Annotated in this window: 13 protein-coding genes and 1 pseudogene; 5 read left to right on the forward strand and 9 right to left on the reverse strand. The window is 44.5% G+C overall.

Translation table 11 applies throughout. The annotated features are described in order from the left end of the window. Positions 1 to 714: 714 nt before the first annotated feature. Positions 715 to 5,286: an ATP-dependent DNA helicase gene (locus tag H524_RS0105350; protein ID WP_027939481.1), complete on the forward strand. Its 4,572-nt coding sequence runs from the start codon at positions 715 to 717 to the stop codon at positions 5,284 to 5,286. Positions 5,287 to 6,107: 821 nt separating this feature from the next. On the opposite strand, the gene H524_RS0105355 is transcribed toward H524_RS0105350, so the two are convergent. Beyond that, the gene (locus tag H524_RS0105355) at positions 6,108 to 6,623 is read right to left on the reverse strand and encodes a hypothetical protein (protein ID WP_027939482.1); all 516 of its coding nucleotides are present in this window, start codon (positions 6,621 to 6,623) and stop codon (positions 6,108 to 6,110) included. Positions 6,624 to 7,231: 608 nt separating this feature from the next. On the opposite strand from H524_RS0105355, the gene tsaB reads away from it, so the two are divergent. Next, on the forward strand, positions 7,232 to 7,993 hold the full coding sequence (tsaB, locus tag H524_RS14405) for a tRNA (adenosine(37)-N6)-threonylcarbamoyltransferase complex dimerization subunit type 1 TsaB (protein WP_052338928.1): 762 nt from the start codon (positions 7,232 to 7,234) through the stop codon (positions 7,991 to 7,993). A gap of 905 nt (positions 7,994 to 8,898) precedes the next feature. Next, positions 8,899 to 10,089 (forward strand): hypothetical protein, encoded by a 1,191-nt coding sequence (locus H524_RS0105365; RefSeq protein WP_027939483.1) that lies wholly within the window; start codon positions 8,899 to 8,901, stop codon positions 10,087 to 10,089. Between the two features lie 2,098 nt (positions 10,090 to 12,187). Here H524_RS0105365 and H524_RS0105380 read toward each other — a convergent pair. The 5 genes from H524_RS0105380 to H524_RS0105400 form a co-directional block, all read right to left on the reverse strand. After that, the gene (locus H524_RS0105380) at positions 12,188 to 13,159 is read right to left on the reverse strand and encodes a flagellin N-terminal helical domain-containing protein (protein WP_027939486.1); all 972 of its coding nucleotides are present in this window, start codon (positions 13,157 to 13,159) and stop codon (positions 12,188 to 12,190) included. Between the two features lie 583 nt (positions 13,160 to 13,742). Further along, the gene (locus H524_RS0105385) at positions 13,743 to 14,711 is read right to left on the reverse strand and encodes a flagellin N-terminal helical domain-containing protein (protein WP_027939487.1); all 969 of its coding nucleotides are present in this window, start codon (positions 14,709 to 14,711) and stop codon (positions 13,743 to 13,745) included. A 15-nt stretch (positions 14,712 to 14,726) separates the two neighbouring features. Further along, positions 14,727 to 15,677, reverse strand: a complete 951-nt coding sequence (locus H524_RS0105390) for a flagellin N-terminal helical domain-containing protein (protein WP_027939488.1) — start codon at positions 15,675 to 15,677, stop codon at positions 14,727 to 14,729. Positions 15,678 to 15,692: 15 nt separating this feature from the next. Further along, positions 15,693 to 16,658 carry a flagellin N-terminal helical domain-containing protein gene (locus tag H524_RS0105395; RefSeq protein WP_027939489.1) on the reverse strand — a complete coding sequence of 322 codons (966 nt, stop codon included), beginning with the start codon at positions 16,656 to 16,658 and terminating at the stop codon, positions 15,693 to 15,695. 261 nt (positions 16,659 to 16,919) lie between these two features. Continuing rightward, positions 16,920 to 17,780, reverse strand: a complete 861-nt coding sequence (locus tag H524_RS0105400; protein ID WP_027939490.1) for a DNA adenine methylase — start codon at positions 17,778 to 17,780, stop codon at positions 16,920 to 16,922. 1,698 nt (positions 17,781 to 19,478) lie between these two features. On the opposite strand from H524_RS0105400, the gene H524_RS0105410 reads away from it, so the two are divergent. Both H524_RS0105410 and H524_RS0105415 read left to right on the forward strand, forming a co-directional pair. After that, positions 19,479 to 21,059 (forward strand): methyl-accepting chemotaxis protein, encoded by a 1,581-nt coding sequence (locus tag H524_RS0105410; protein WP_027939491.1) that lies wholly within the window; start codon positions 19,479 to 19,481, stop codon positions 21,057 to 21,059. A 1,722-nt stretch (positions 21,060 to 22,781) separates the two neighbouring features. Beyond that, complete coding sequence (locus H524_RS0105415) at positions 22,782 to 24,374, forward strand: methyl-accepting chemotaxis protein (RefSeq protein WP_027939492.1); 1,593 nt, start codon at positions 22,782 to 22,784, stop codon at positions 24,372 to 24,374. A 182-nt stretch (positions 24,375 to 24,556) separates the two neighbouring features. Here H524_RS0105415 and H524_RS17580 read toward each other — a convergent pair whose 3' ends face one another. The 3 genes and pseudogenes from H524_RS17580 to H524_RS17585 form a co-directional block, all read right to left on the reverse strand. After that, a complete protein-coding gene (locus H524_RS17580) occupies positions 24,557 to 24,775 on the reverse strand; it encodes a hypothetical protein (RefSeq protein ID WP_027939493.1) in 219 nt (72 codons plus the stop codon). A 56-nt stretch (positions 24,776 to 24,831) separates the two neighbouring features. After that, positions 24,832 to 25,110, reverse strand: a pseudogene (locus tag H524_RS14410) (flagellin); the annotation flags it as partial. 299 nt (positions 25,111 to 25,409) lie between these two features. Continuing rightward, positions 25,410 to 25,592, reverse strand: a 183-nt coding sequence (locus H524_RS17585) for a hypothetical protein (protein WP_211232156.1), incomplete at its 5' end; no start/stop codon positions are given.

Genomic DNA, 25,592 nt, shown 5'->3' on the forward strand with positions numbered 1-25,592 from the left:
TACACACAAAGACTTAGCATCATTTGCGCTCAGATCTTTTGTGCCTATAGCACCGCTTGCATAGCCAATAATAACGCCTAATGCCCTTAAGTCTCATATATATGAGAAAAAGTGTGCGTCTATAGTGCACAAAGCCCCCCTTCATCAGCTAGTAGTGGCTCCGTCCAATGCTCAGCCTAAGCAAGGTAGGTAAGAAGCTTGGCCATGAGCTAGGCCATTTGGAGGAAGCTCTCTTAAGGCTCGCCACATTCCGCTAAGCCCAAATAGACCATAGCGCACTACTACAGCCAAAACACGGTTGATAATTAGCACAGAAGCTAAGCATATGACTGCATAGCGGCATTCAGGCTCTGCACCGTATGTTGAAGCTTACAGAGTGTTAACAGCATAGACTCATGAGCTGTTCTGGCAGCTATAGGCAATTGCTGCGCTAACGTGCTTATAAAATGGTTAATTACTTTTAGTGCTGCAGTCGCTGGCTGCTGGTATTTTGATGGGGATGATGAACTTGCTTGTATAGGTGTTTGGTGTCTAAAGCATGGATATGGGGTGATTTGAGATAACTTTTTTACGCTTTCTGGCTAGATTTGAGCAAAGTATGAGATCATTCTATATTGGCGCTATGGTTTTACTTTGTAAGACCGTACAATAGCTGCTTCATTGTTCCCATGTATTCGTGGTCTGTTTATATTTATGAGCCAGTAAGGAGGCGCTGTGGACTTAAAAGATCTTGCAAAAAATTCAGCCAAGTCCAAACCATCTGCAAACAAGGCAGGTGCTCGCCAAGATGCAGGCCCATACTCTAATGAAGACTTTGAATCTCCTTACGCAGGTGGTCTGTTTGGGGCTGGTCAGGTGTTGTCTATTGATGACTTTAATAAGTTTGCCTCAGGTAATGACAGTCAAGGTGCATCTGACAATGCCGCCACTGCCACAGTTGCACGCAAGCAAGATAAGATCTCTAAGCGTCAGCCAAGCTCTGATCCTTTGAACGAGGATATTCCTTTTGGCAATGAGAGCGCACCATGGGATAACGCAAGCGCTAGCAACGCAGATGTAGCCCCTTGGGAAAATAGCACTCCAAACTATAACGATGCAGCTCCATGGGATAGCAATGCCAATGGCAATGCTGATATTCCGTGGGATAACTATGTGCCGCTAGATGATGCCGCTGCAATGGATCAAACATATAGCTCTAGTGCTCATCATGACGGCGCTGCAATGCACAATGCAGCTAATGCTGAGCAGGCTTCTAATGCGGCGCACGCTGCAGCAAGTGCAGCTAGTGTAGCCCGTGCAGAAAGTTCGGCCGCAGCCGCTGCTGCTAGTTCAGCTCAGTCTGCTCTTGCCAATGGTGATGATGTTGCGCCATGGGATAGTGCTGTGCCTAATGCCTTTGCACAGGAGGTGGCAGGTACAAGTAAGGCAAGTGGCCGTAGCTTAGGTGGAGCTAAGGCGTCGTCGTCTTCAAAAGTTAGTGCTAGCGGGACTAAGAAAGCAGCATCCATCAAGGATGCCTTACATGATCCAGCCCTCTTACATGCTAAGTTTAATGATGACTTTGCCCAGAAGAGATCTGAGGCTGTCATGGAGACAGCTAGCGATCTTATTAACACTATCAACAACTTTAGCCAGAATCTCAACAGTCCTGCTAAAAGTGAGGCTGAGGATGAGGTGAGAGAGATTAGTGGTGCATCCTTAAAGCACGGTGATGTGCGTGTAGCAGGTGATGATAATAGCACTGAGATGTTTGACCCAGAGAACAATACTTATGTAGGCTCAAAATCGGGCAAAAAGTCTCGCTCACAACAAGAGATTGAGGCTATGTCTGACGATGACTTCCTCTCTGCTTTGGCCTTTGGTGGTAGCGATATCTTTGATGATGCTGACGATCAAGACTCCGATGCCGCCATAGTTGCATCACATACTGCTGGCTTGACTGCAGCTGCTTCAAGCCCATCAGCTAGCAGCTTAGCTAAGAGCACTGCAGCTAAAGGCAGCACTGCTCAAGCTACTGCTAATGCCACAGCTACAGGAACTGCTAAAGGAACTTCTCAAGTCACTGCTAAAGCCTCGGCTGCGGCAAAGAGCGAAGCCAAAGATAGCACTGCCGCATCTAGTGCTGCTAAAGGTAGCTCTGAGCATGCGTCAAGCAAGGGTGAATCTACTCAGAATGCATCTAAGGTTAAGACTAAAGATGATGCCTTGCATGATCAGGCATTTAACGCCTTATTTGGAGGGGATGCTGATAATCAGGCGACTGCCAATGAGCCTAGTGCTGAAGATGTAGATTTAGCTAGGTCAATTATTGCTGGCACCCACATTTTATCTCCGGTTGTTGATAAAGAAGTCATCCGTAGAGGCGATGTTAATGAAATCGTACAAGCGGCAAGTGACTATTTATTCGGTCATGCGGATAAAGCTAAGGTCGCTAATGATGCTGTTGTCATCGATGCAGTGGATGAAGAGCGTCGTGTGGTGACGGAAAGAGACTACTCAGAAGATGAGCCTCTAGTAGCGGTAGAGCCTGGCGACTATGATGATAGTTTTAGCGAGCTTGATAGAAAGAAGAAGTCTTTAGAGATTCTCAATCATCGCAGCATCATTGTGTCTAATCGTTCTTATAACGAGTATGTACTCAAGATGAAAGAGGCCCGTATGAAGCCTTTTTCACGTGAGTCTGTACTCAAGATGAACGTAGCACGCGTCTTTGCCGCTAATGGCATTCTTGGTAAGAAGCTTGAGGGCTATTCACCGCGTAAAGGACAACAAAGCTTTGCTGCTAGTGTGGCTGAAGTTATCAGCACTCATCAGTTCTTAGCAGTAGAGGCAGGTACTGGTACCGGTAAGACATTCGCTTATTTAGTGCCACCGCTGCTTGCTGGCAAGACAGTGATGGTCTCTACTCGCACTAAGACTTTGCAAGATCAGTTAAGCTCTAAAGACGTACCCAAGATCTTTAATATTTTAGGTACCACACACCTTAATTCCATCGCACTTAAGGGTCACGCTAACTATATTTGCCGCTATGTGTTTGATGGCGATGGCATGCGCTCACTCAATGCGCGTGATCGTCAGACCATTAGCGCCTATATTGATAAGTGTACTGACTCATTAGATAGCGATCCTAAAAATGCTTTGTTTGGTGAGATGATTTTCTCACTTAAAGAAGGTGCCCGTTCTTTAGTTACTTGTGACTCATTTTTATGCCAAGAGATGGCGAGCAATTGTCCTTATGCAGCTCGTAAGCGCGATTTATTAAGGGAATTGTCAGAAAACTCTAATACAGCTGCGTCTGTAGTCCCTGTAGATCAAGCAGATATGGAAATTGGCCGTGCTTTTGGTCCTGGTGCTGCAGGTAAAGATCCCGCTATTGGCTTTAAACGTGTACGCTCTGGCAATACTGGTATCGATGGCTCACATTGCTTTGTGTTTGCCGCACGTCAGGAGGCTAAAGAGCGCGATGTAGTCGTGATTAATCACGCTCTTTTCTATGCTGCGCTGCAAAGTCCTAATGGTATTGGCAATCCAAATTCTATCTTGCCACTGCCAGATGTTTTGATCTTTGATGAGGCCCATACCTTAGCTGAGGTCGGTCGAGAGTTCTTCAAACGCGACGTTAGCCTAGAGTTTCTTAAGGATTTAGTAGATGAGGTGCATAAGTGTTTTTCATCGACTAAGGTCTCTACTAAGACAGGTGCCTTTGCTAAAACTCTCTACAAGATTGAATGCATTGTCAATGTGCTGATGCGTGGTCTCTTGTTTAGAGGCGATGGTAAGCACGGTATTGCTAACTTTAAGTACTGCCACCATCACTTTAAGTCACCATTTGAGCTCTTAGGTTACGAGTTATTTAATAACAAAGACCGTGTCTTACTTGGTAAAGACTCTTACACCATGAAAGAGGTACGAGCCATCTTACAAGCTCATGGTTTAACAGAAAGCGGTTGGTTTGATCGTGACTTAGGCGAGCTTGATTTAGGCGGCGAGAAGATTACTACTGAATCTGAGGATAGTGAGTCCACGCTTAGCGATGAAGAGTTTGAGATGATGATTGCTCGCTCTTCACGTAATCTTGATGAGCGTGATTTTAATAAGGAATTAAAGCGCCGTTTTGGTCAGCTGTGCGATCAATTTGGTATCGATTACTCACGTATTTCCCCATACGATAGCGACATGGGTGATGTGGTGTATGACTACTCCAATCAACCAGTACGCAATGCCTTATTTAGAGGCTTAATGGCTGACTTACTCATGGCCTTAAAGTCACTAGCTGAGCTCCTTAAGAGTAATGAAGAAGCCGTCGAGGATATCAAGCCTCTGCAAAATCAAGTGGATGAGACTTTAGAGTTCATCACTGATTTCATGAACTCTGATCGCAACAAGCAAGGTGAAGAGTGTTGGGATAATGCCTCATGGATTGAGATTGTGCCTAAAGAGGATCAAGGCTATAAGTTCATTCTGACCGTATGCCCAATTGATATTGGCCCATACTTAAGTGCAGCTCTGCGTAAGATTCAGGAGCAAGGCTGTACTGTAGTCTTTACCTCTGCAACGATCACCACTGACAATAAGTTTGATAAGTTCCTTTACGACATTGGCCTCAAGCACGAGGAAGTAAAGCAAAGCATAGTGCCATCTCCTTTTGATTACACGAACCATGCTTGCCTCTTTACCTCACCATCTTTCCCTGAGCCTAACGTCAAGGGTCGTATGGAAAAGGCTCTTAAGATGCTCAGCTCAGTTATCGATGCTACCGATGGCGGTATCTTTATTCTGACTACATCGTACTCAGCCTTAAATGAAGCTTATGAGTATATGAGTGCTCATTATTCAAATAAGCGCCGTATCCTCAAGCAAGGCAGTAATATGACAGTGTCAGATACCATGCAGGCTTTCATCAAGGCAGGTAATGCAGTATTAATTGGCACTTCATCTTTCTGGGAAGGTGTGGATGTACCGGGTAAGGCCTTATCTTTAGTTATCATCGATAAGATGCCATTTACTCAAGTAGGTGACCCAATTACCAAGGCAATTGAGGGCAAGCTTAAGAGCAAGGGCTTAAATGTCTTTAAGTGCGAGAGCCTGCCAAATGCCATCATTGCACTGCGCCAAGGAGCAGGTCGTTTAATCCGTAATGAAGCCGATACAGGTGCCTTAGTCTTGCTTGATCCAAGACTGCATACCAAAAATTACGGTCAAACCGTCTTTAACTCCTTACCGCCAATGACCCACGTAACCTCAGTTACCGAAGTCTTAAGCTTCTTAAAGAAGGTCAAATCCTAAGGCCCACTAACAAGCCACTAGCCGAGCACATGTCCACCACAAAGCCTTAGCCGCCACAATCCAAGGCGCAAGGCATCGCTAAGGCGCAAGCTAACGCTAAGTAGCAAGCTAGAGCCAAGGCTCAAGCTAACGCCAAAGCTCAAGCCCACGCTAAAGCCAAGGCCTGAGCCAAAGAAAGCTCAAGTGCACTGAGGCTAAAGCAACTCGGCTATAGGCAAAAGGTAGTAGCATCGGCCACTATAAAAATAAGGCAAGTAAGCCACACGTATTACGCTTAATCAGCAAGTACGTGTGTAGGCAAAGCACAGGATCTAGTCGGCCCATCACTTTAGATGCTCAAGCACAAGCTCATGATTGTGTGGCCGCCTAAGAGACTGTGGATAGTTTGCCAAGTGCTGAAAGCGCATAGGCTTATTAGCAGCTAAATGCATTGCCTAATCGCAAGTAGAAGCTCATGGCACGCATAGAGTCTTGAGAACTTAGATATTGGCCATGCGGCTCTTGGGGATGTATGAGCAACAGCAATAGCAGCAACTGCCGCAGCATCAGCATCTGTAGAAGCTACAGCAATAGCACATCAATAACTGCAGTAACTGCTGCACTAACAGCTGCAGCTGCTGCAGTGGCATTAACCTGAGTGGTTATAGCTTAGAAAGGGTGGCTCATGTATGCAGTGGTGCTAACTGCTCATGGGCAATAGCATCTGCTTGTGTTTGTGGCGTGATTAGCTAGCGAACAGCAGGTTGTAAGTGGCCAAGGGGCTATGTGTGTAGGGTGCTGATAAGCTTGAAAGAGTGGCAGCGTACTTAGCTTGGTGTAGGCTACTTTGCTAAAGATGTGGTGGCCTTTTTGAGGCGACGGTAGGTATAGCCTGTTGGAGAAACTGCAGTCTCGTAAACCAAAGCATCAGTCTTGATTTCGCATACGGACAGCTCGCTTTCGGCACGCTTTTGCTCAGGTGTTTCTTTCTTCCAGTTCTTAGCATTCTCAGCTAAGGCTAAAGCAATGGAGCGCAGCTTAATGCGCAGTGGCTTGAGTGCATGAGAGCGCTGACCTGAAACTAAGGCTTCGACTTGCTGCTTTAAGATGTTTTGCTTGACGTGCTTTGGCTGATTGTCTTTGATTGCCTGAATACGACCACGACGACGTGGTGTGACTACTTGCATGTAGTCTGCAATATCCTCGTGAGCTACTTTTCGAGGTTTGGATGGGTCTTGATAGTATTTGGCTTCGGAGTTTTCAACCGCCGAATCCTTAGAGCGCAGATGATAGCGATATGAATCGGATACAGCCGGCTGCGGATCCAAATCAAACGCAATAATACGTTTCTTAATCATCAATAATCCCCAGAACCGAAAGTAACCAAAAACCAATGAGTGCTGTCAAACAAGCATGACAATGCATGAGCCCAAGCTGCAAAGAGGTAATAAAGGCCCAAGTGCATTCTAATGAGTTAACTAAATAGTAGCGGAATCTTATACAATACAGCCTACAAACGCAAGCTAAGCACATTTAAGTGCCATAGCCTGATTTGTAAACCATCATGTGTTATTAATGCTAGATAAAGCCCATCTAAGGCCTAGTTGCATGGCCACCAAGAGCTCATGCAAGTCGTAGTAGTATGTCTGCCAAATGCTCACTAGCTCAATCCTGTATAGCAGCAAACAGCGCACTAGGATTGTCAGTTAACTCTGCACAAGCTCACTAGCTTTAGCTCATATCGCAGCAAAAAGCGCTGCTAGGCTTTAGCTATGCAGGCTCTAGACATGCTATGATCTATAGTTTGTCAGCTAGTAGTGAAGCGATAAGCTTTCTACTAGGCCTTCATCATCTAGCAATGCAAATGATCGCCATCTAATGGTAGCGGTGGCTTTGCTAATTTGGCATTAATGAGTCTTAGCAAGGCTCAGATACTTTTGTCACAACACTACAGGACAATTAAACTATGAGAGATAAGACTGTTTTAGCGATTGATACTGCCACAGAAAATTGCTCCGTAGCTTTGAGTGTTGGTGGCAAAGTCTTCTTAAAGAGCGAAGTAGCCCCACAAAAGCATGCCAATTTAGTATTGAGCATGGTGGATAGCTTACTTACTGAAAACTCAGTTGCTCGTGAGGATATTGAGGCAGTAGGTTTTGGTGCCGGCCCAGGCTCTTTTACCGGTGTACGTATTGCTACTTCTACAGCTCAAGCCTTAGCTTTAGGCTTAGATGTTGAGGTATTTGCCGTGAGCGATCTTAAGCTTTTAGCTATTCCTGAGCTCTTAGATTGTGGCGATGGTAACGCTCATGAGGATAAGAGTTATGCCTTGTGTGCTGCAGATGCACGTATGGGCGAGGTTTACTACGCTTTATTTGAAAAGAGCGGCAACAAGGTAGCAACTGTGATTGAAGAGAAGGTGGCAAAGCCTGAAGATGCCATTGCAGATCTTTTAACTCACGCAGATAAAATTGCCTCTGACAAGCTTGCTCTTGCAGGTACCGGCATTGCCATCCTTTTAGAGGCCGGTCTTAAAGATAAAATCTCAGCAGATCTCTTAGCCGCTACTAACAAGAGCATCGAAGAAAACACCCTGCGTCTTTATCCACGAGCCGATGCCATCATCTATAGCGCCATGAGCGGTGACTTCACTCTTACCGATCCATCCTTAGCTGAGCCGCTGTACTGCCGCAACGAGGTCACCTGGAAGAAGATTGGTGAACAGTAGCAGACAAGCACACTACGCCCTAAACAATCTCTCACCACCACAAAAAAAACAGCATAGACTTGCCCCAACCTAGCAGCCTAACTGAGCCCACCAACGTGGGCTTTGTGATTTATGAGCCACGCACAAGTTCTCATAGCAACTAAGCCACATAAGCACAGCCCCATCAGTTAGGCTATGTACAACCATTAAAAGCTCACTCCGAATCAGCAAATTCACTCCAAGCTATGCAAATAAAGCCATGCATGGCTAAGTTGATTTAAGTTGAGCAAAGCAAAGCAAATCAAAGCAATGCAAGGCAAAGCTACGCTAATCTAAGCCAAGCTAAGCAACTCGTTACTGCCAGCCAACTTAGTTGATTCGAGTACAGCAAGATCAGAGGTTGGGCACAGCAGATGAGAACAAAATATCTAACCTGCAACATAGACATGATGAACACGCATGCATCCTATCAAAGATAGCACTGCTCTTGTATACATACTTTTAGTGTTCATATATGAGGATACTTTTTTTAGAAAAACTATTCTTAATAGTGTGCAATAAGCGGGAGTGCTGCTCCGTATAGGTGCATTACTATCATAAATTTAGTATAAATAATGTAGTGCGAATAGTTCTTTTACGAAAGTGAGCTAAACCTTGTAAGTTTTTGTGTCTTGTTTGCTATAATAGTTGCACTATAACCTAAACCAGTAAACTAGGGCTAAAGTTTACATTTGCGGCTCGTACACAAGGTGCCAAGTCTTTCAAATATGCCTGTGTAACTGAGCTAAAAACGCTAATCTAGTTAGGGCTAAATTTTTAGTTAGAGTAGCAACATTAATTGGTAGGTTGTTAGGTCGGGCAAATATCTATCTCATTGGATTTATTTTGCCTCATGCGTGTGGTGGTACTGTATAAGGTAGTGTGCAATGGACTTATTAGAGTTTCAGAAGACCTGGGGTGACTATGAGTCACTACGCGTCATACAATCACGTGACGTACAAAAGGATATTCAAAAGGGCTATGTAGTTGCCTTATATGGTAAAAAGAACGCTCCTTATCGCATGGCTCGTGTCGGCCGTATTTATGAGAGTCCATTTGGCGAGATTGTGTTTGCTAGCCGCTTTTTGAAGGCTCATCCAGAGCTTAAAAACGTGGTAGTAGTACGAGAGAAAACCGATCCTCGTGAGTTTGTCTATTCTTTTCACGATAAGTCTGAATACTCTAAAAAGCAAAGCAGTAGTGCCACTATTAGTGTATTACGTAAAGGTGGTGCTGCAAGCCACTGTAAAGATGTAAATGCCCCAAATTCAAGACGCCAGTGCCTGCGTGGCTCTTCTATGGTATTAGGAGAAAAACTGCCTACTTTTGGTACCTTAGAGCCTGGTCCACGTTACGCCGCACAACGTCAAGAGTTTGTAGCAGGTGAAGGTCAGCCACATCTTTCTGGCGTGCTCAATGCCCATGTTAATCAGCAATATGATATTCCAGTAAATAAGATTGCTGCAGTTAGTGAACAGCAAGAAGAGGCAGAAAATCTCTATCGCACTACAGATCCACGTGACTATAATCAAAATGCAAAAGATATATACGCCATAGAAAACACCGATACTCTACCTGCAAGCCATGGCTATAGAGATGATTCTGCTTTTGATCGTGCAGAAGCTTGGCGTCGTAACAATGTTTACCAAGATAGTTATGCTTCTAACAAAGAAGATACTACTCGTGGTGGCAACTTCAATAGAGATACTCAGTTATCAACTCAAGATGATCCTGTTTATGCTAAGGACAACTGTTCTAAAGGCGTTTATGCTGAGCGCGATAGCAGAGGACAAAGATTAGATCCTTACGATACTGACAAAGCTTCCACACGCAATTATGAACGCATGACGCAGCAGTATAATAAAGCGCAGGGCAAAGACTTATATAGATTGGGTATGGAGAATATTGCTCTACCTGATGACTGCCCTCCACCTTTTGATTTTGACAGCCGCGATTTTTTAAAGTTAAGCTCTTCAGAACAAGTTGAAGTCTTAAAGCAAGCTGTAATTATGCGTGAAGCAGCTCTGTGCAGATACATCAACAAGCTTCAGTGCCTCAAAGACATCTTTGATAAATAAGTAGCACAACCCCATCGCTGTGCAGGCTCTGCCTTAGCCACAAAAGAGTCTGCCCACGCAATCCATTTTCCGCATCAGCATAGCCACTACTAAGCAAGCTAAGCAAAACCAAATATCGCTAGGCAAGCCAAAGCCAAGCATATCCCAGTCATACCTACGAAAAACAGGCTAGACCAAGCACACGAGCCAATCATAGCCCAGCCATGCCTACGAAAACAGGCTAGACCAAGCGCACCAGCCAAGCGCCACTCATCCATACTGCGCCATGCCTAGCCATGGCAAGCCAATCCAGGCACAGTGGAGCTCATCTTAATCTCTATCGTGCTTAGCTGCGGTAGCTGTTTAGCAGCACACCTCAGCAGATTCAAAAGATAAATAGCGCATAAATGCACAAGTACAAGCATAGGCACAAGTGCCAAGCTAATGCTGTGAACAAGCTGAAAGCTGATGAGTAGAGCCTTCAGCAAGCTTGTACTATGCTTTTCCAAATTGTTTATCCATTGGCAAGCAGTCTGTTGCTATTTACACGAATAAACCAAGAGCTATGGCGGCGCATCAAAACTAGGCAATAGCCTATGGCTAGGCCTTAGCCTGTGAAGGCGTTGCGATTTTAGGATAATCACAGGGTACAAATAACTTATACAAGGCAATTGAGACTATGGGCTAATGGGTATTAGATTGCCGCTTAATACTGAAGCAAAGTGATTCTTTCTAACAAATTGCCGGAGAAAGGTCTGCCGGCAGAAAAACATGTCGTAGTGGCAAAGGTTTTTGCCGCTAGTAAGGTATCAGCATCTTAGCCTTGCCAGGTGCTAGGCCATGAAGGCTTGTGGCTCAAGTTTGTGTAAGTTCGGTGCATGAGCTAGAGGCGACGATGGTATTGCCTTAAGCATAGGCAGATGCTGATATTTATGAGCTTTTCGTGGCTGTTTGAAATATGACAGTGGGTCAACATATTGGCAGTTTTTGTTCGAGATCACACTTTTGGTGTAAGTTTTGGCACGCATATTTCATTATGTAGGGCAGAGCGAATTTCCTAAGACTACTGTTAGGAGAGTATTGATTACAGAATTCTTCGCTGCAAAATGGTGATGGCGTGATATGTATATATCAGTAAGACCTGTAGGCATGGCGCAGTAACGGTCAATGCTCTGCTTAAGTTCTGTTTAACTCTTAAAATGGATGAGGCCTTAAATGGCTTTATCCTGGCACAATAAGGACGTAGTAATACTATATCTTTATGGGTGTGAGGTGTTTAAACAGGATGAGGTAGGGTGGCATCAGACAGAATGTCTGATGCACGAACAGGTACGCAGAAAAAGAGTGCTGTCTGGGCTAATAGAAGCACTATGCATAGTCTGCAAACTATGTTCTGCTTACAACTTTCTCATTGCTTATAGCAATGCAAAAGATCTCTCCTGAGCGATCTGCTCAGTGGCTGGGGGTTTAGGACTTAGGAATATCGACCCTCAGCATCCTACTTTCTTATACGGCAATAATTGCATTATGTTAATGGCAAAAGCGGCAAATTTTGTCACATTGTTTAAGACTCCATCCCTCCTTACAAAGTAAATGCCGTAAATAAGACTTCAACTGCTCTAAACTCAAGCGCACTTCTATCAAATCTTGCACAACATAATAGATGCGAAACGTTTTACTTTCCAAATTTTTTTATCATCTATACGTTGTATCTATTGAAAAAGGCTAATAAAACTGCATACATTGCCTTGCATTTCTAATAGATACAGGAAAGCAAACTAGCGAATAGGTGCAGCCAAGTGGAAGCTGTCAAGGAAAATAAAGAGCAACTATGCAGCAGCACATGCTTGCCATGCTATGCATAGATGGGAATGAGGCTAATAATGCCTGCTATGCATGATCTCTAGCTGAGAATAAGGCTAATAATGCCTAACATACTTGAGAAGTGGAGTGAAATGAGCCTCACAATGCCTACCAAGCATGAAGCTTTGAGGTAAATGAGCCTCACAATGCCATGCCTTCAAATAATTAATTTGATGGGCAGAGCGGCATCATTTGGCGTGGCAGCATATCACTGCACGCAAGGGATCTTGGCGCAGCGATATGAGCTAGTGTGATCTTACTTAAGTAATGATGCAGCTACGGATGGACGCTGATTAGCTTGAGAAAGTACAGTCTCTGCAGCTCGCTGAATGATCTGATTTTGAGTAAATGATGCAGTCTCAGAGGCAAAGTCGGTATCACGAATACGTGCGCGTGCATCAGACTCGTTTTCAGCAACGTTTGATTGATTGCGAATAGATGACTCCAGACGTGTCATGTAAGAGCCAATGGTGCCACGACGACGATCGACCTCTGCAATGAGATAGTCCATTGCCTGAATGGCTCCTTGAGCCTTCTCAGGAGTCGAGATATCAATGGTCATTCCAAGCACAGTGCCTTTATCTTCAATTACCTTCAATGAGCCAGCTGAAAGATCTTCAATAGTTGGTCGGCCACCAGTAGGTTTAATTCTGTATGCAATATCTGCAATGAAGAAGTTTTCGATGGTAGCAGGAATAACATCTCCTGAGTTGGCACCAACTTGCAAGTCAAACTTACCAGGGCGGTGTTCTACTTTGCCACCAATACCTGAGTCGCCATACATGCAATTATCATCAGTTTTGTAATAACCCATTAAGATCTTGGCACCGGCAAAAGTAGTGTCGGTGGCATTGGCCATAGCTGCAATTAACTCAGCTGAGGCCTCTTCGTTTAGAGCCTTACGATCAGCTGATGAGTTGGTACCGTTAGCTGATTGAATAGCTAAGGTTCTAATGCGCTGGAGATTGTTGAGAATCTCGCCTGCAGCACCATCAACGGTTTGCAGAAAGGCAATACCGTCGTTTGCATTACGATTGCCTTGATTAAGCCCATTAATCTGGCCTGTTAAACGATCCTGAATCTGAAAGCCCGAGGCATCGTCACTGGAGGAGTTGATTCTTTGTCCTGAGGCAAGCTTAGAGTAGTTGTCGCTCAGGTTAAGGGTCACATTACTCATTTTGCGCTGCGCATTGAGTGACGAGACGTTGGTGTTGACGTATAAAGCCATAATGATCTCTGTGGCCTAGACTAAGAGTGTGAACAAGTAGTCAAAGACGATGGTAAAAGCTAGTTGCAGCTAGCTGTTTTAGTATAGGTTACAAAAGCAAGGTCAATTATGCACGAAAGGCTATTGCACTAAAGAGCAAAGTACAGTCAAAGCTGTATATAAGACCTTTTTAAGGCTACTCATGAGGCAAATTATCTTTGCCTATGTCTCTAGCTTAGCACAAAGATCTTAGCAGTGCTTAAGCTCGACTAAATACACTGCAAAAGCAAATCACTTTTGAGAAGTAACTGCCAAAAATAGAGCAAGATGAAGCCTAGAAAAGTCCTAAAACTAGCAAAAAATAGCGATTTGTTAGCACTTTGCGCAGTCGCAATTATCAGCTGATAAACGTCTCATGCACGCTCTATCAGTCAATAATTTCAGTCTAACAGATCCAAGGAAGCGCAGTAAGCATTAAGGCGGCTAGCTATTGTAAAGAGAGGTTTTGCTGGAGAGGAGGTATTACAGTGCTGTTTTTAAATGAAAGGATTATCTGTGACTACGGTGCCCATGAAGGGCACCGTATGATAATAAATAAAGACTTTTAGCCAAGTAAGCTTAAGCCAAGCTGAGGACGGGTGTTAGCCTGCATCAGCATGGTAGCTGCAGCTTGCTGAATTATGGATTGCTGAGAAAGGTTGGCACTTTCCTGAGCAAAATCAGCATCACGAATACGGCTACGTGCATCAGCTGAGTTAGCAGAAACATTAGACTGATTGCGGATAGAAGACTCCAGACGATTGATGTATGCACCAATCGATGCACGTCTCTTATCAAGCTCTTGGATGATTCCATCCATGCCAATGATGGCTCCTGCAGCCTTTTCAGCAGTGGTGATATCGATGGTCATGCCATCAACGCTATTATTACCTTTAACAGTCACTAACGAGCCAGCTGAGGCATCTTCAATAGTATCTTTGCTTCCAGGTGCTTTTACTCGAGCAGCAATATCGGCAGCGAAGAAGTTTTCGATAGTTGCTCGAATGGTATCACCGCTATTAGCACCAACTTGCAAGTTTAAAATACCTGGACGGCTGGTGAAATTACCACTTTTGCTGTCTTCAAAAAGGCGGTTTGGATCTGCAGGGTAATAGCCCATCATGATCTTAGCGCCAGCAAAGGTAGTATCGGTAGCAATAGACATGGCACTAGTTAAAAGTGCACTAGCTTCCTTGTTAAGTGCCTCTCTATCTGCAGTGGTATTGGTACCGTTAGCTGCTTGAACAGCAATGGTACGAATACGCTGCATAGCATTGACGATTTCTTCAGCTGCACCATCAATGGTTTGGAGAACCGCAATACCATCAGAGGCATTGCGGTTAGCTTGGTTAAGCCCGTTAATCTGTGAGGTCAAACGATCAGAAATCTGAAGACCAGCAGCGTCGTCTTTGGCGCTGTTGATTCTAAGGCCGCTAGATAGCCTTTGATAGGTAGTCGTCAGATTATTCGTGACATTAGTCAGCGCTCTTTGGCCTTGCAGGGCGCTGAAATTTGTATTCACATAAACGGCCATGTGATTGTCTTCCGATTAACCTAATAAGCTCAGACCAAGCTGAGGACGGGTATTAGCCTGCATCAGCATAGAAGCAGCTGCCTGCTGAATTATGGACTGCTGTGAAAGGTTAGCAGACTCTTCAGCAAAGTCAGCATCGCGAATACGTGAGCGAGCATCGGCTTCGTTAGCAGCAACATTTGACTGGTTGCGGATGGATGACTCAAGACGATTTTGTGTAGCACCTAAATCGGCACGCTGGCTATCAACGTAGCCAATCATCTGATCCATGAAGCCGATAATGTTTGCAGCCATTCCTGCTGTAGAGAAATTAACAGTAATGGACTTATCGGCAGCAGTCTTGAATGCGACATCATCTGCAGCTGCATCTTTAATTTTATCCGCTGCAATACCAGCTTTATTTGCTGCAGCAGAGAACTGCAAGTTAACGAGTGCAAATGAAATAGTATCGCCCTTATTTGAGCCTACTTGTAAAGTGATGCTTTGATCAGCACCAGCTGCACCAGCACCACCTGCTACAAAAGGATCCATGGAGTTGGTCTGCTTGCCGTTTAAAATGGTCTTACCGGCATAAGTGGTCTGGGTTGCAATACGGCTAATCTCAGTAGCTAAAGAAGATGCTTCCTTAGCGAGAGCCTTGCGATCCTCTAATGTGTTGGTGCCATTATTAGCCTGAACAGCTAAAGTACGGATCTTCTGGAGCATGCCAGAGATTTCATCCATACCTGCCTCAGCAGTCTGAGCTAAAGCGATACCGTCAGATGCGTTACGGTTACCCTGGTTGAGGCCATTAATCTGGCTTGTTAAGCGATCGGCGATCTGGAGGCCGGCAGCGTCATCTTTAGCGCTGTTAATACGCATACCGCTTGATAAACGCTGGTATGTAGTAGTGAGCTGGTTCTGGACGTTGCCTAAGTAGCGCTGGCCCTGAAGAGCTGAATAATTGGTATTAACATAGACTGCCATGTGACTTTCCTCCGATTAACCCAATAAGCTCAGGCCAAGCTGAGGACGGGTGTTAGCCTGCATCAGCATAGAAGCAGCTGCCTGTTGAATGATGGACTGCTGTGATAAGTTAGCAGACTCTTCAGCAAAATCAGCATCACGAATACGGCTACGAGCATCGGCTTCGTTAGCAGCAACGTTAGACTGATTACGGATAGAGCTCTCAAGACGATTTTGGATGGCACCTAAATCGGCACGCTGCGCATCGATGAAACCAATCATCTTATCCATTGCATCGATGATGTTTTCAGGTGCTTGAGCTACAGTAAACTGAACTTTTGTTACACCATTATCATCTTTTGTAAATGCTTTATCTTTTGCATTTGCAGGGTCACCGAACAGCGCAGCTGCGACGTTGCCTCCATCGGCAATTTTAGAGAAAACAACATTTGCTAGCTTAAAGCTAATAGTATCACCCTTGTTTGAGCCTACTTGTAATGTCATTTCCTGAGCATCGCCATTAGCTGGAGCTGCACCACCAGCACCACCAGCAGGCTTAGCAACTAGAGAGTTAGTTTGGTATCCATTAAGGATTGTCTTGCCTGCAAAGGTGGTTTGTTTAGCAATACGATTAACTTCAGTTGCTAATGCTGTAGCTTCTTTTGAAAGTGCCTGTCTATCTTCTGTGGTATTTGTGCCATTATTAGCCTGAACAGCTAAAGTACGGATCTTCTGGAGCATGCCAGAGATCTCGTCCATACCAGCTTCTACAGTCTGAGCAAGAGCGATACCGTCGGATGCGTTGCGATTTCCCTGATTGAGTCCGTTGATCTGGCTGGTTAAACGGTCGGCGATCTGGAGGCCAGCAGCGTCGTCTTTAGCGCTATTGATACGCATACCGCTAGATAAACGCTGGTATGTAGTAGTGAGCTGGTTCTGGACGTTGCCTAAGTAGCGCTGGCCCTGAAGAGCTGAAAAATTTGTATTAACATATACTGCCATGGCATGTCTCCTGGAGTTGTGTGTTGCTCTGTATAGCAATAGCTATTAACTATGTCAGGAGGGCATGCCGCTGACTAAGGAGCACTAGAATTCTGTTTTGACTAGTCCTGATAAAGACGATGTCTACTACTTATCTTATCGAATAATGCTATGTGTAGTAACTAGTAATTATTAACCTAGTGTAGGTATGACACACATAATTACAGTTGAGGGCTTTGTCGTGTGGCATTTTGATAGCCACTTAACCATAGATTGGGGTTGTTAGTAAGCAGGTCTAGTGGTGTAGTTACGGATTACCACTTCATCTACGTGGCCACGGCGATTGGCGTTGGCATTAATAGCGCGACGAGCTTTAACCACAGTTATGTCGTACTCTTCAAAGAGCTTGTTGATAAATGGGGTTGAGGAGTTAGACATCATAAAGAGCACGCCTTTGTCTGTTAGGGCATCGAGGCATTCTTTGAGGCGCATTTGCTCGTATTGACCAAAACCACCAGAGTTGTAGCTTACGAAGGCTGAGGTTTCGGACACAGGATCATAAGGAGGATCGAGGTACACAAAGTCACCTGGGCCTAAGCGCTCTAGTAGCTTTTGGAAGTCACAGTGCATGAACTCAATGTCATTTTCATTAAAGTAGCGGCTTACTCCACGTAAATTGTCAGGATTAACAATGCATGGATTGTTATAGCTACCAAATGGAGTATTGAAATGACCACGGCTGTTAACTCTAAACAGGCCGTTAAAGCAGGTTCGGTTTAGATAGGCCAGACGGGCTGCTCTTTGTACACGATTGAGCTTTAAGAACTCTTCACGGTCACGGTCGATATCACGCACCGCATAGTAGTGTTCCTTGGTATTGATGTGCTTGTTAAGGCAATCAATCAAGTCTTCAACATTGTCGCGGATTACCTCATAGAGCAAAATCAGCTCACCATTGAGGTCGCCAACTAGTGCATTGCTAGGTTGCAGGTACAGCATCACGGCCGCGCCGCCTAAAAAAGGCTCGCAGTAGCGATTGTAGCGCAACGGCATCAGTGGTGCGATTTCAGTAAGAAGCTGGCGTTTGCCACCAACCCACTTGACCACTGGCTGCAGATTAGGGCGTACAGGGGTGGGGGCCATTAAGCTGAAGTCCTAGTGAGGGTACAAAAAAAGCAAGACTGACAATATACCATTAATCAGCCTTAAAGTCAGGTACGAACATTACTAGCCTTTCTATATCCATTTTTCAGATCGTCCGTATTTAAGCCATTATGTGCCCACAAACAAGCATATCCATAAACTCACTTAGCCCAACATGCTTTAACTTCAGGGCACAGATAAAGCATTGCTATACCAAATTGACCATGCCCAACATAAAAACATAGAAATGTTTATTGAGATGACTGGCATTTGCTAACACCAGAGCTTTGCCTTACTACTGACTTTATACTCCTTAGTCATGTACTCGTATTAGAAAAGGGTAGTTGAGCTTTCCTGATACTCACACAACTATATGTCAATCAAACAACTGACTGGCGATTAACTCATAAAACGACGGCACGAGCTGATACTATGCTCGATGCTAGAACCATGATGCTTGGTAGCTGCTGATTGATGCTGTATGGCAAGCGCTAGGCTCTTGATTGTATACGCTAGATAGAAGGTGCTCGGTTTTTGATGGCATGATCTGATAGCCCGACTGTATGCTTGATGGTAGGCGCTAGGTAGTTTGACTTGTTGTTTGATGGGGCGACGTGACACCAGATGCTTGGCTGCTCTTGGTGATCTTTTGCTTGGATTTAGGTAGCAGAGTAGCTGCTGAGGTCTTCATCTTAGCCGGTAAACGCAATGTAAAGTGATCGTTTGGTGTATGGGCTTTGATCTTTAGTTTTCTTGCGATTGGCGGTTTGGTGGGGGTGATTTTCATATGTGTTGAAGAAACTTGAAAAAATTTTGTGATGTAGATAGTTCTTGTGATAGCTGAACTTGCATGTATGTATTGGCTTTGGTTAGTATGCATAGATACAAAGTGCAATAGTATTACTTAATACTATGTTACTCATGATCCTAGCTGAGTTTGACCTTTGTGCATCAGCGGTGATCATTTGTTTGCTAAAAGACTATAAGATTTAACTTTCTTAGGCTTTGTAAACAAATTGGAGTATTATGTCTCTAAGCTATAGAGCTGCATCATAAGTACTGTAAGTGTTGTAATAACACTAGATAACTAGATTGCTCATGTGTTCTTGCATTTAGCTAGGTTGTGTTTATGTTATAGTAGTTATCAAAGCACAACTGACATACAAGATGCTAGGTTAATAGCGTTAATATTTCGGATTAGACTTCGAATAAGTCGAGCTGATCTTTAGGTTTTATTTACATAGTTCAGCACCAGGGATCATTAACTGCCTATTAAAAGCTAAAGCAGCTATCTAACAGGTTGTTTATAGTGCTTGAATGGATAGAGTAGTTCTAAATAGTACTTGTGCGCTTTGCTTTTGGACCTGCAAGAGATTGCATGGATTTTAATATCGCCATTTATGTATGGCGATACTGTTTTTAGCTACTTATGCTCATAGCAAGTAATGCTTGGCAAAGTTAGCATCAATCATCATACCTTGAGTACATGTTGTGGCAATCATCTCAAGGCAGCTTTATGATGCAAGTGTGTGTATGGGTAAACTCTTTGATCTAGAGTTCAAATTCACGCTTGTTTCCTAGTAATAGTACTTAGCTGCTCTATACTGTTTGTCACCACAGCATGGTATATAACTCGTAGCTTTGATGATCTTAATTTAGGTTCTAACTCACTTATTCTGCTGAGCTAGTAGGTGCCCCATGAAGTTAAATCTTCCTGTAACAAACAATCGCATTAACGTTCCAAAGGACGTTAAGATCATTTCGTTTACCGATCTGAAAGGTATCATCACTAAGGTAAATCAAGAGTTAGTGGATATCTGCGGTTATTCAAAAGAAGAGCTGATTGGCAAGCCTCATAATATTCTGCGTCACCCTGACATGCCTGCTGCAGCTTTTGCTCTGATGTGGGCAACTATTCAGTCAGGCAAGCCTTTCATGGCGATCGTAAAGAACCGTGCTAAGAGCGGTGACTACTACTGGGTTAATGCATTCATCTCCCCAGTATTTGAAAACGGTAAGATTGTTGGCTACGAGTCCGTACGTTACTGCCCAGATGAGCGCGATGTACAGCGTTCTGAGGCTGTATACAAGGCTTTAAGCACAGGTAAGCGTTTAAGCCCAATTATTCCAACTCCACCACGTGCTATGATCACAGCATCTGCATTCGTGGCCGCCTCGATTGGTCTTTACTTTGTTCACCCACTAGCCGCTTTAGCTGCAGCTATTATTGGCCCATTTGCTAGCGTTGCCCATCAGCGCTGGTTAATGCGTCACAAGGTTGAGAACTTACATAAGCTGCTCGCTGCAGTTTACGATCACCCAGTAAGCCGTCTGTGCTACTCCCACGATCGTGAAGATGAGTTCATCTCTGGTCTGCGTCTAGCTATTCTTACTAACAACGCTAACATGATGTCTATGATTAATCGTGTTGGTGATGCTTTAGAAATTCTTAAGTCCAGAGCTAGCGTTTCTGCAGAGATCTCAAGCAAGAGTGCTGAGGATATCCATCAGCAAAGTGCTATGAGTACTAATATTCGTGCTTCTATCGGTAATATGAGTCATATGCTCGAAAATCTGCGTGATAACGTGCAGAACACCGATAAGCTTGCCACTGAGACTACTGATCGCGTTAACAGCACTTTCGATGCTACTCAGAACAACCGTAAGGCACTTAAGGCAATTAACGAGGGTGCTCAAGAATTAGTAGGCGTTATCAATAACCTCTCAGCTAGTGCTGATAACATCTCTGAGCTCTTAAAGACTATTGTTGATATCTCTGATCACACCAACTTGCTGGCATTGAATGCATCTATTGAGGCTGCTCGTGCTGGTGAGCAGGGCCGTGGCTTTGCCGTGGTAGCTGATGAGGTGCGTAACCTCGCTATTAAGTCTAAAGAGTGCACCAACAAGATTGATGAGTGCGTAGGTCAGTTAATTGATAACTCACGTCGTGCTGTCGATGCATCAGCTCACTCTGTAGAGCTCTCTGAGGCTGGTCAGGAGGCTATTGCTCAGTCTGCTACTCGCTTTAACGAGATTAAGACTCACATCTCTAAGATTAAGGACATGACCCACACCATGGCCGACAGTATTAGCAATCAGGCATCGATTGCTAATCAGATCGAGTCAGATGCGGCTCACGTATCTAACTTAGCTGAACAGTGTTCTGATATGGCAGATGAATCCGATCACACCATTATGCAGGTTAATCAGATCATGCAGAACCTCGATGAAATGGTTCACCGCTTCGAGGTTGAGTACCAGAAGGTTCACCAATAGCACCATCCATCTAGATATCTGCTAAATATCTTCAAAGGCCTAGCAAGCACAAGCTCTAGGCCTTTGTCGTTTCTACTCCCTTAGCTGTCTCTAGCCATCAGTTGATTAAATTCCTTAGCTGTCTCTAGCGCTTGCTTGTCTGTATGCCACCAACAGAGCAGCAACGAGCGAACAAGCTTAATAATGGCAATACTGCAGCTCACCGATCTTGCGAGATCACAGGTCAAATTCCAGGTCACAAGATCACAAGGCTAAAGAGCAAATCCCCAAGATTAAATCCCTAAGATCACTAACCCGAGATCACAACCTAATTGCCCAAGCCAACAGAACTCACGGTAAATAGCCTGCTGAAGATCGCAGGTCAAAATAGCGGACATAAGATCGTGGGTCATCGGAGCACGCCCCAAGATCACGGCCTAAAGATCATCTGATATCAAGGAACTGATGATAAGGCCATTGATTGCAAGCCTAACGAGCCAATACAAGTAGAGCTTACAAAACAGATCCTTTAAAAGAGGAGTAGCCAAGCAACACAAGATCAGCGCAGCTAAGGCTGGTTAATAATCATAAGCGAGCACTTGTGCATCTACAGATGCTATTAAGTACATCAGCGCTAATGCCGCTATTCGTTGTGTTCGTCCGTGTCCAGCTATTAGCTGTTACAGCGATAAGCATATGATCTCATGCGACATGGATGCTACTCATGTAGCCTGGCGTGAACTTTAGAGGCAGCGATACGGTGATCTTATAGGCTAGGGTGATGATCGCTTGGTTCATGCTGCAGTCGATGCTTTTAGCTTGCTTGTGCTGGATAGCCGCGTAAAAGCAGAGCTTAAAGTTGATGTGGTTGGATGTTGATGAGGCTCTTTGTTCGTGTGAGGATGGGGTTTTGGTGATAATCGTGTAAAGACTGCGTGAGAATAGGGCTATAAGGCCATTTTGTGCCATTTTATGGTTGTTTGAACAAAATACTCAAGAGATGGAAACTTAAAAGCATAGTTGCTCGTAATGCTGATAAATTTCGGGTTTTTATGAGTTAGGTGGTGGCGGTTGCTATATAAAAATTCTGCCTAACATGCTTATTTGCTTTGATGCAAAGTCTTTTGTGCATTAATATGTAAGTTATTTTGGATACTCATAACTGTGTCGCTGCCAGTATTGGGCGCAAAGTGCTTAGGTTTTGCTTATGCCTTGCTTAAGTATTTGCACACTTATACTGATTGGAGAAGCAAGCTCTTTTGACGCCGCTCTCAAAGATTATTTTTAGTCTGTGAGATGTGTCATTAACTAGGAGATGCGTGCCAAAACAACTTGCAACAAGACACGATTGGACATTAAATTGTAGGAGATTTTATGTCCATTTATGGACAAGTGTGAGTTAATACTATTAGTTGCTAAAGCGTAGACTATTGCAGTCTTACTTTTTAGTAAGTAGTTCATTAAAAGCGCTTGGGATAAGTTATATCTATCTCAAGTAGCTCTATGTGCGTGGCCAACGCCAACACATGCATAGTCAATTGTATCTACGCGGTACAAAGATCACGAAAGTAAGTACCGTTTTTTATGGCAGCCTAGTAGCTTTTGCTAAGTCACTTCAACGTGTCTTCATCTTTTTAGCAAAGCTTCTTGTTATTTGGGTGCCTATATTGCGCATTGCTGAGGTTTGGAGCGATGTGTTTGTTCCTAGTTAGTACATAAGCTAGGACATTTTTGGAGGTGCCAATGAAGACCAATCTACCGGTAACGGATAAGCGTGTGCCTTTTCCTAAGGACGCCAAGATTATTTCCTTTACCGACCTGAAAGGTGTCATTACTAAAGTTAATAAGCCATTTATTGAAATTAGTGGCTTTACAGAAGAAGAACTCATTGGTAAACCTCATAATATCGTCCGCCATCCTGACATGCCAGCAGCGGTGTTTGCTCTCATGTGGACTACCATCAAGAGCGGTAAGTCCTTCATGGGCATTGTGAAGAATCGAACCAAGAATGGCGATTACTACTGGGTGAATGCCTTCATCTCTCCAGTGTTTGATCGCGGCCATATCGTTGGCTATGAGTCGGTTCGTTATCCACCAAATGAAAAGGACGTACAGCGTTCTATTGAAGTTTACAAAAAGCTCAATAGCAATCAGCCATTAAAGCCAAGCTTCCCAGTTATTCCTAAGTCTATGCAGCTTGCTCTAGGTTGTGCTGCTGTGACTGCAGGTGCTTTCTTCTTACATCCAATCGCAGCGATCGCAGTGGGTTCACTCTCTTCATACCTGTGCGTTGCTAATCAACGTGGTATCATGAAGCGCAAGATGGAGAATGCCAAAAAGCTGCTTGCTAAAGTCTACGACCATCCTGTAGGCATGCTGTGCTACTCCAATGATCGTGAAGATGAAATCATCTCCAACGTGCGTCTGTTGATTTTGTCCAACAATGCCAATATGAGATCTATGATCAACCGTGTTGGCGATGCAGTTGATGAGTTACGTGTCAAGGCACATGCTTGCTCTTCATATGCTCATGAAAGCACTCGTTATATTGTTGAGCAAAGTGAGAGAAGTAACCATATTCATGACTCAATTGCCCACGCGAGCAATGAGATCAACGAGCTTGAACAATTAGTGCATCAAACCAATAACTATGCACGTGAGACCTCTGACCTCGTTACCTCAACAGCAACTATGTCGCAAAAGAATCGCTCTGCCTTAGATGACATTAGCTCTGGTAGCGACAATATGTGTAGCATCATTGAGACCTTAGCTGCCGATGCTGAGCAGATCTCTAATTTATTAAAGCAGATTATCAGTATCTCAGAGCACACCAATCTTCTGGCATTAAATGCAGCTATCGAAGCAGCACGTGCTGGTGAACAAGGTCGTGGCTTTGCTGTGGTAGCTGATGAGGTACGTAACCTTGCAATCAAGTCAAAAGAGTGTACTAATCAGATTCATGGCACTGTAGCTGAATTAATTAAGAACTCTCAAATTGCCGTACAGTCTTCTCGTAAATCTCGCGAGCTGGCCGATGCTGGTCATGAGGCAATTCAGCAATCAGCTGCAGGCTTTAGAAAGGTATCAGAGAACATCGAGCGTATGAGCCAAATGACTCAGGAGATGACCGAACTTATCTCCTCTGAGACCGTGGTTGCAAGCCAGATTAACTCTGATTCGGAGAATGTTTACGAGCTCTCCATGCACTGTACCGATATTTCCAAGGAGAATGACAGTGCCATTGATGAGGTATCCCACATCATGGATAACCTCGACGACATGATTAAGCGTTTCGATACTGAGTACAAGAGGATTCAGGACTACCACAACAGATAGCCACTTCAAAGTACTCAACGCCGCGCCGTAGCTCCGCAGCTCTGCACCGCCGCAGCACCGCACCGCAACACAGCGTCGCCGCGCCGCGCCTTAGAGCCGCAGCTCTGCACCGTCGCAGCGCCGCACCGGCTAACGCAGGCGCAAAACAAAAGGGCCACACTCTCACGAGCATGGCCCTTTGTTTAGGCGCGAAAGCCACCAGTCAAGCAAGGCCCACCACCACAGGCCGCACCATGCTGCAAATAACTGCAGCTATTACCATCGCAAGATCGCCACTCCAGGCTATCAATAGCCTCCATAACTGCAGCATCAAAGCCGCAGCACGAGTAGCAAGCGCCAATAGTAGCAAGCACAATAAGCAAGGTCGTCAGCAAGGTAGCGTCAGCAGTGGTATCGCCCAAACGAAAAAGGCAGTGCTAAGCACTGCCCTTTTGCAAGCTAGTTGAAGCTTAAGCCATTACTGACCCAGTAACTGCAGCGCAATAGTTGGACGCTGATTGGCCTGGGACAAGATGGTCTGAGAGGCCTGCTGAATGATCTGATTTGAGGTTAAAGCAGCGGTTTCAGAGGCAAAGTCAGTATCACGAATACGGCTGCGAGCATCGGATTCGTTCTCAGAAATCGAGCTCTGATTACGGATGGTGCTTTCCATACGATTTTGGATTGCGCCTAGGGCCGCACGCTTAGAATCAACAGTTTCAATGAACTTATCGATTGTGTCTAAGGTTCTCTGTGCTGCAGAAGGGGTAGATACAACCCAATACGCACTTGTAGCATTATTACCTACTTGTGCAAGACCAAACCCATCGTTTTTACCAGCATCAGCCTCGTTGCCAGAAATTTTCAAGTTGCCTGCATTTCCATTATTGTACATATCCATGATGCCTTTCATGGAAAATGCGCCGCATTCTAAAGTTATTTCGTCCTTAGCATTTGCGCCTATGTGAAACAAATCATCCCGTCAAGTACTTTTTATACAGCAGATAGCGTGCCAGAACAGCAGCAAAAGATTTGACGCGATTCTGAGCGTCAAATCTACAAAAGCGCATGAGCCCCTCTCGGCTCATGCAACATTTTTGGTTGCAGCAGCGGCAAGCATTGCCGCTGCGAAACCACTTTTAAAAATACAGCACGTAAGTGCTGCTTAAGTTGAGAGAGCGTACCTGCAGATATTCTCTCTTCATAAAAAATGCGCATATATAAGCGTAGCGCTGGCTG

It is taken from the genome of Anaerobiospirillum succiniciproducens DSM 6400 (assembly GCF_000482845.1).
Lineage (GTDB): Bacteria > Pseudomonadota > Gammaproteobacteria > Enterobacterales > Succinivibrionaceae > Anaerobiospirillum > Anaerobiospirillum succiniciproducens.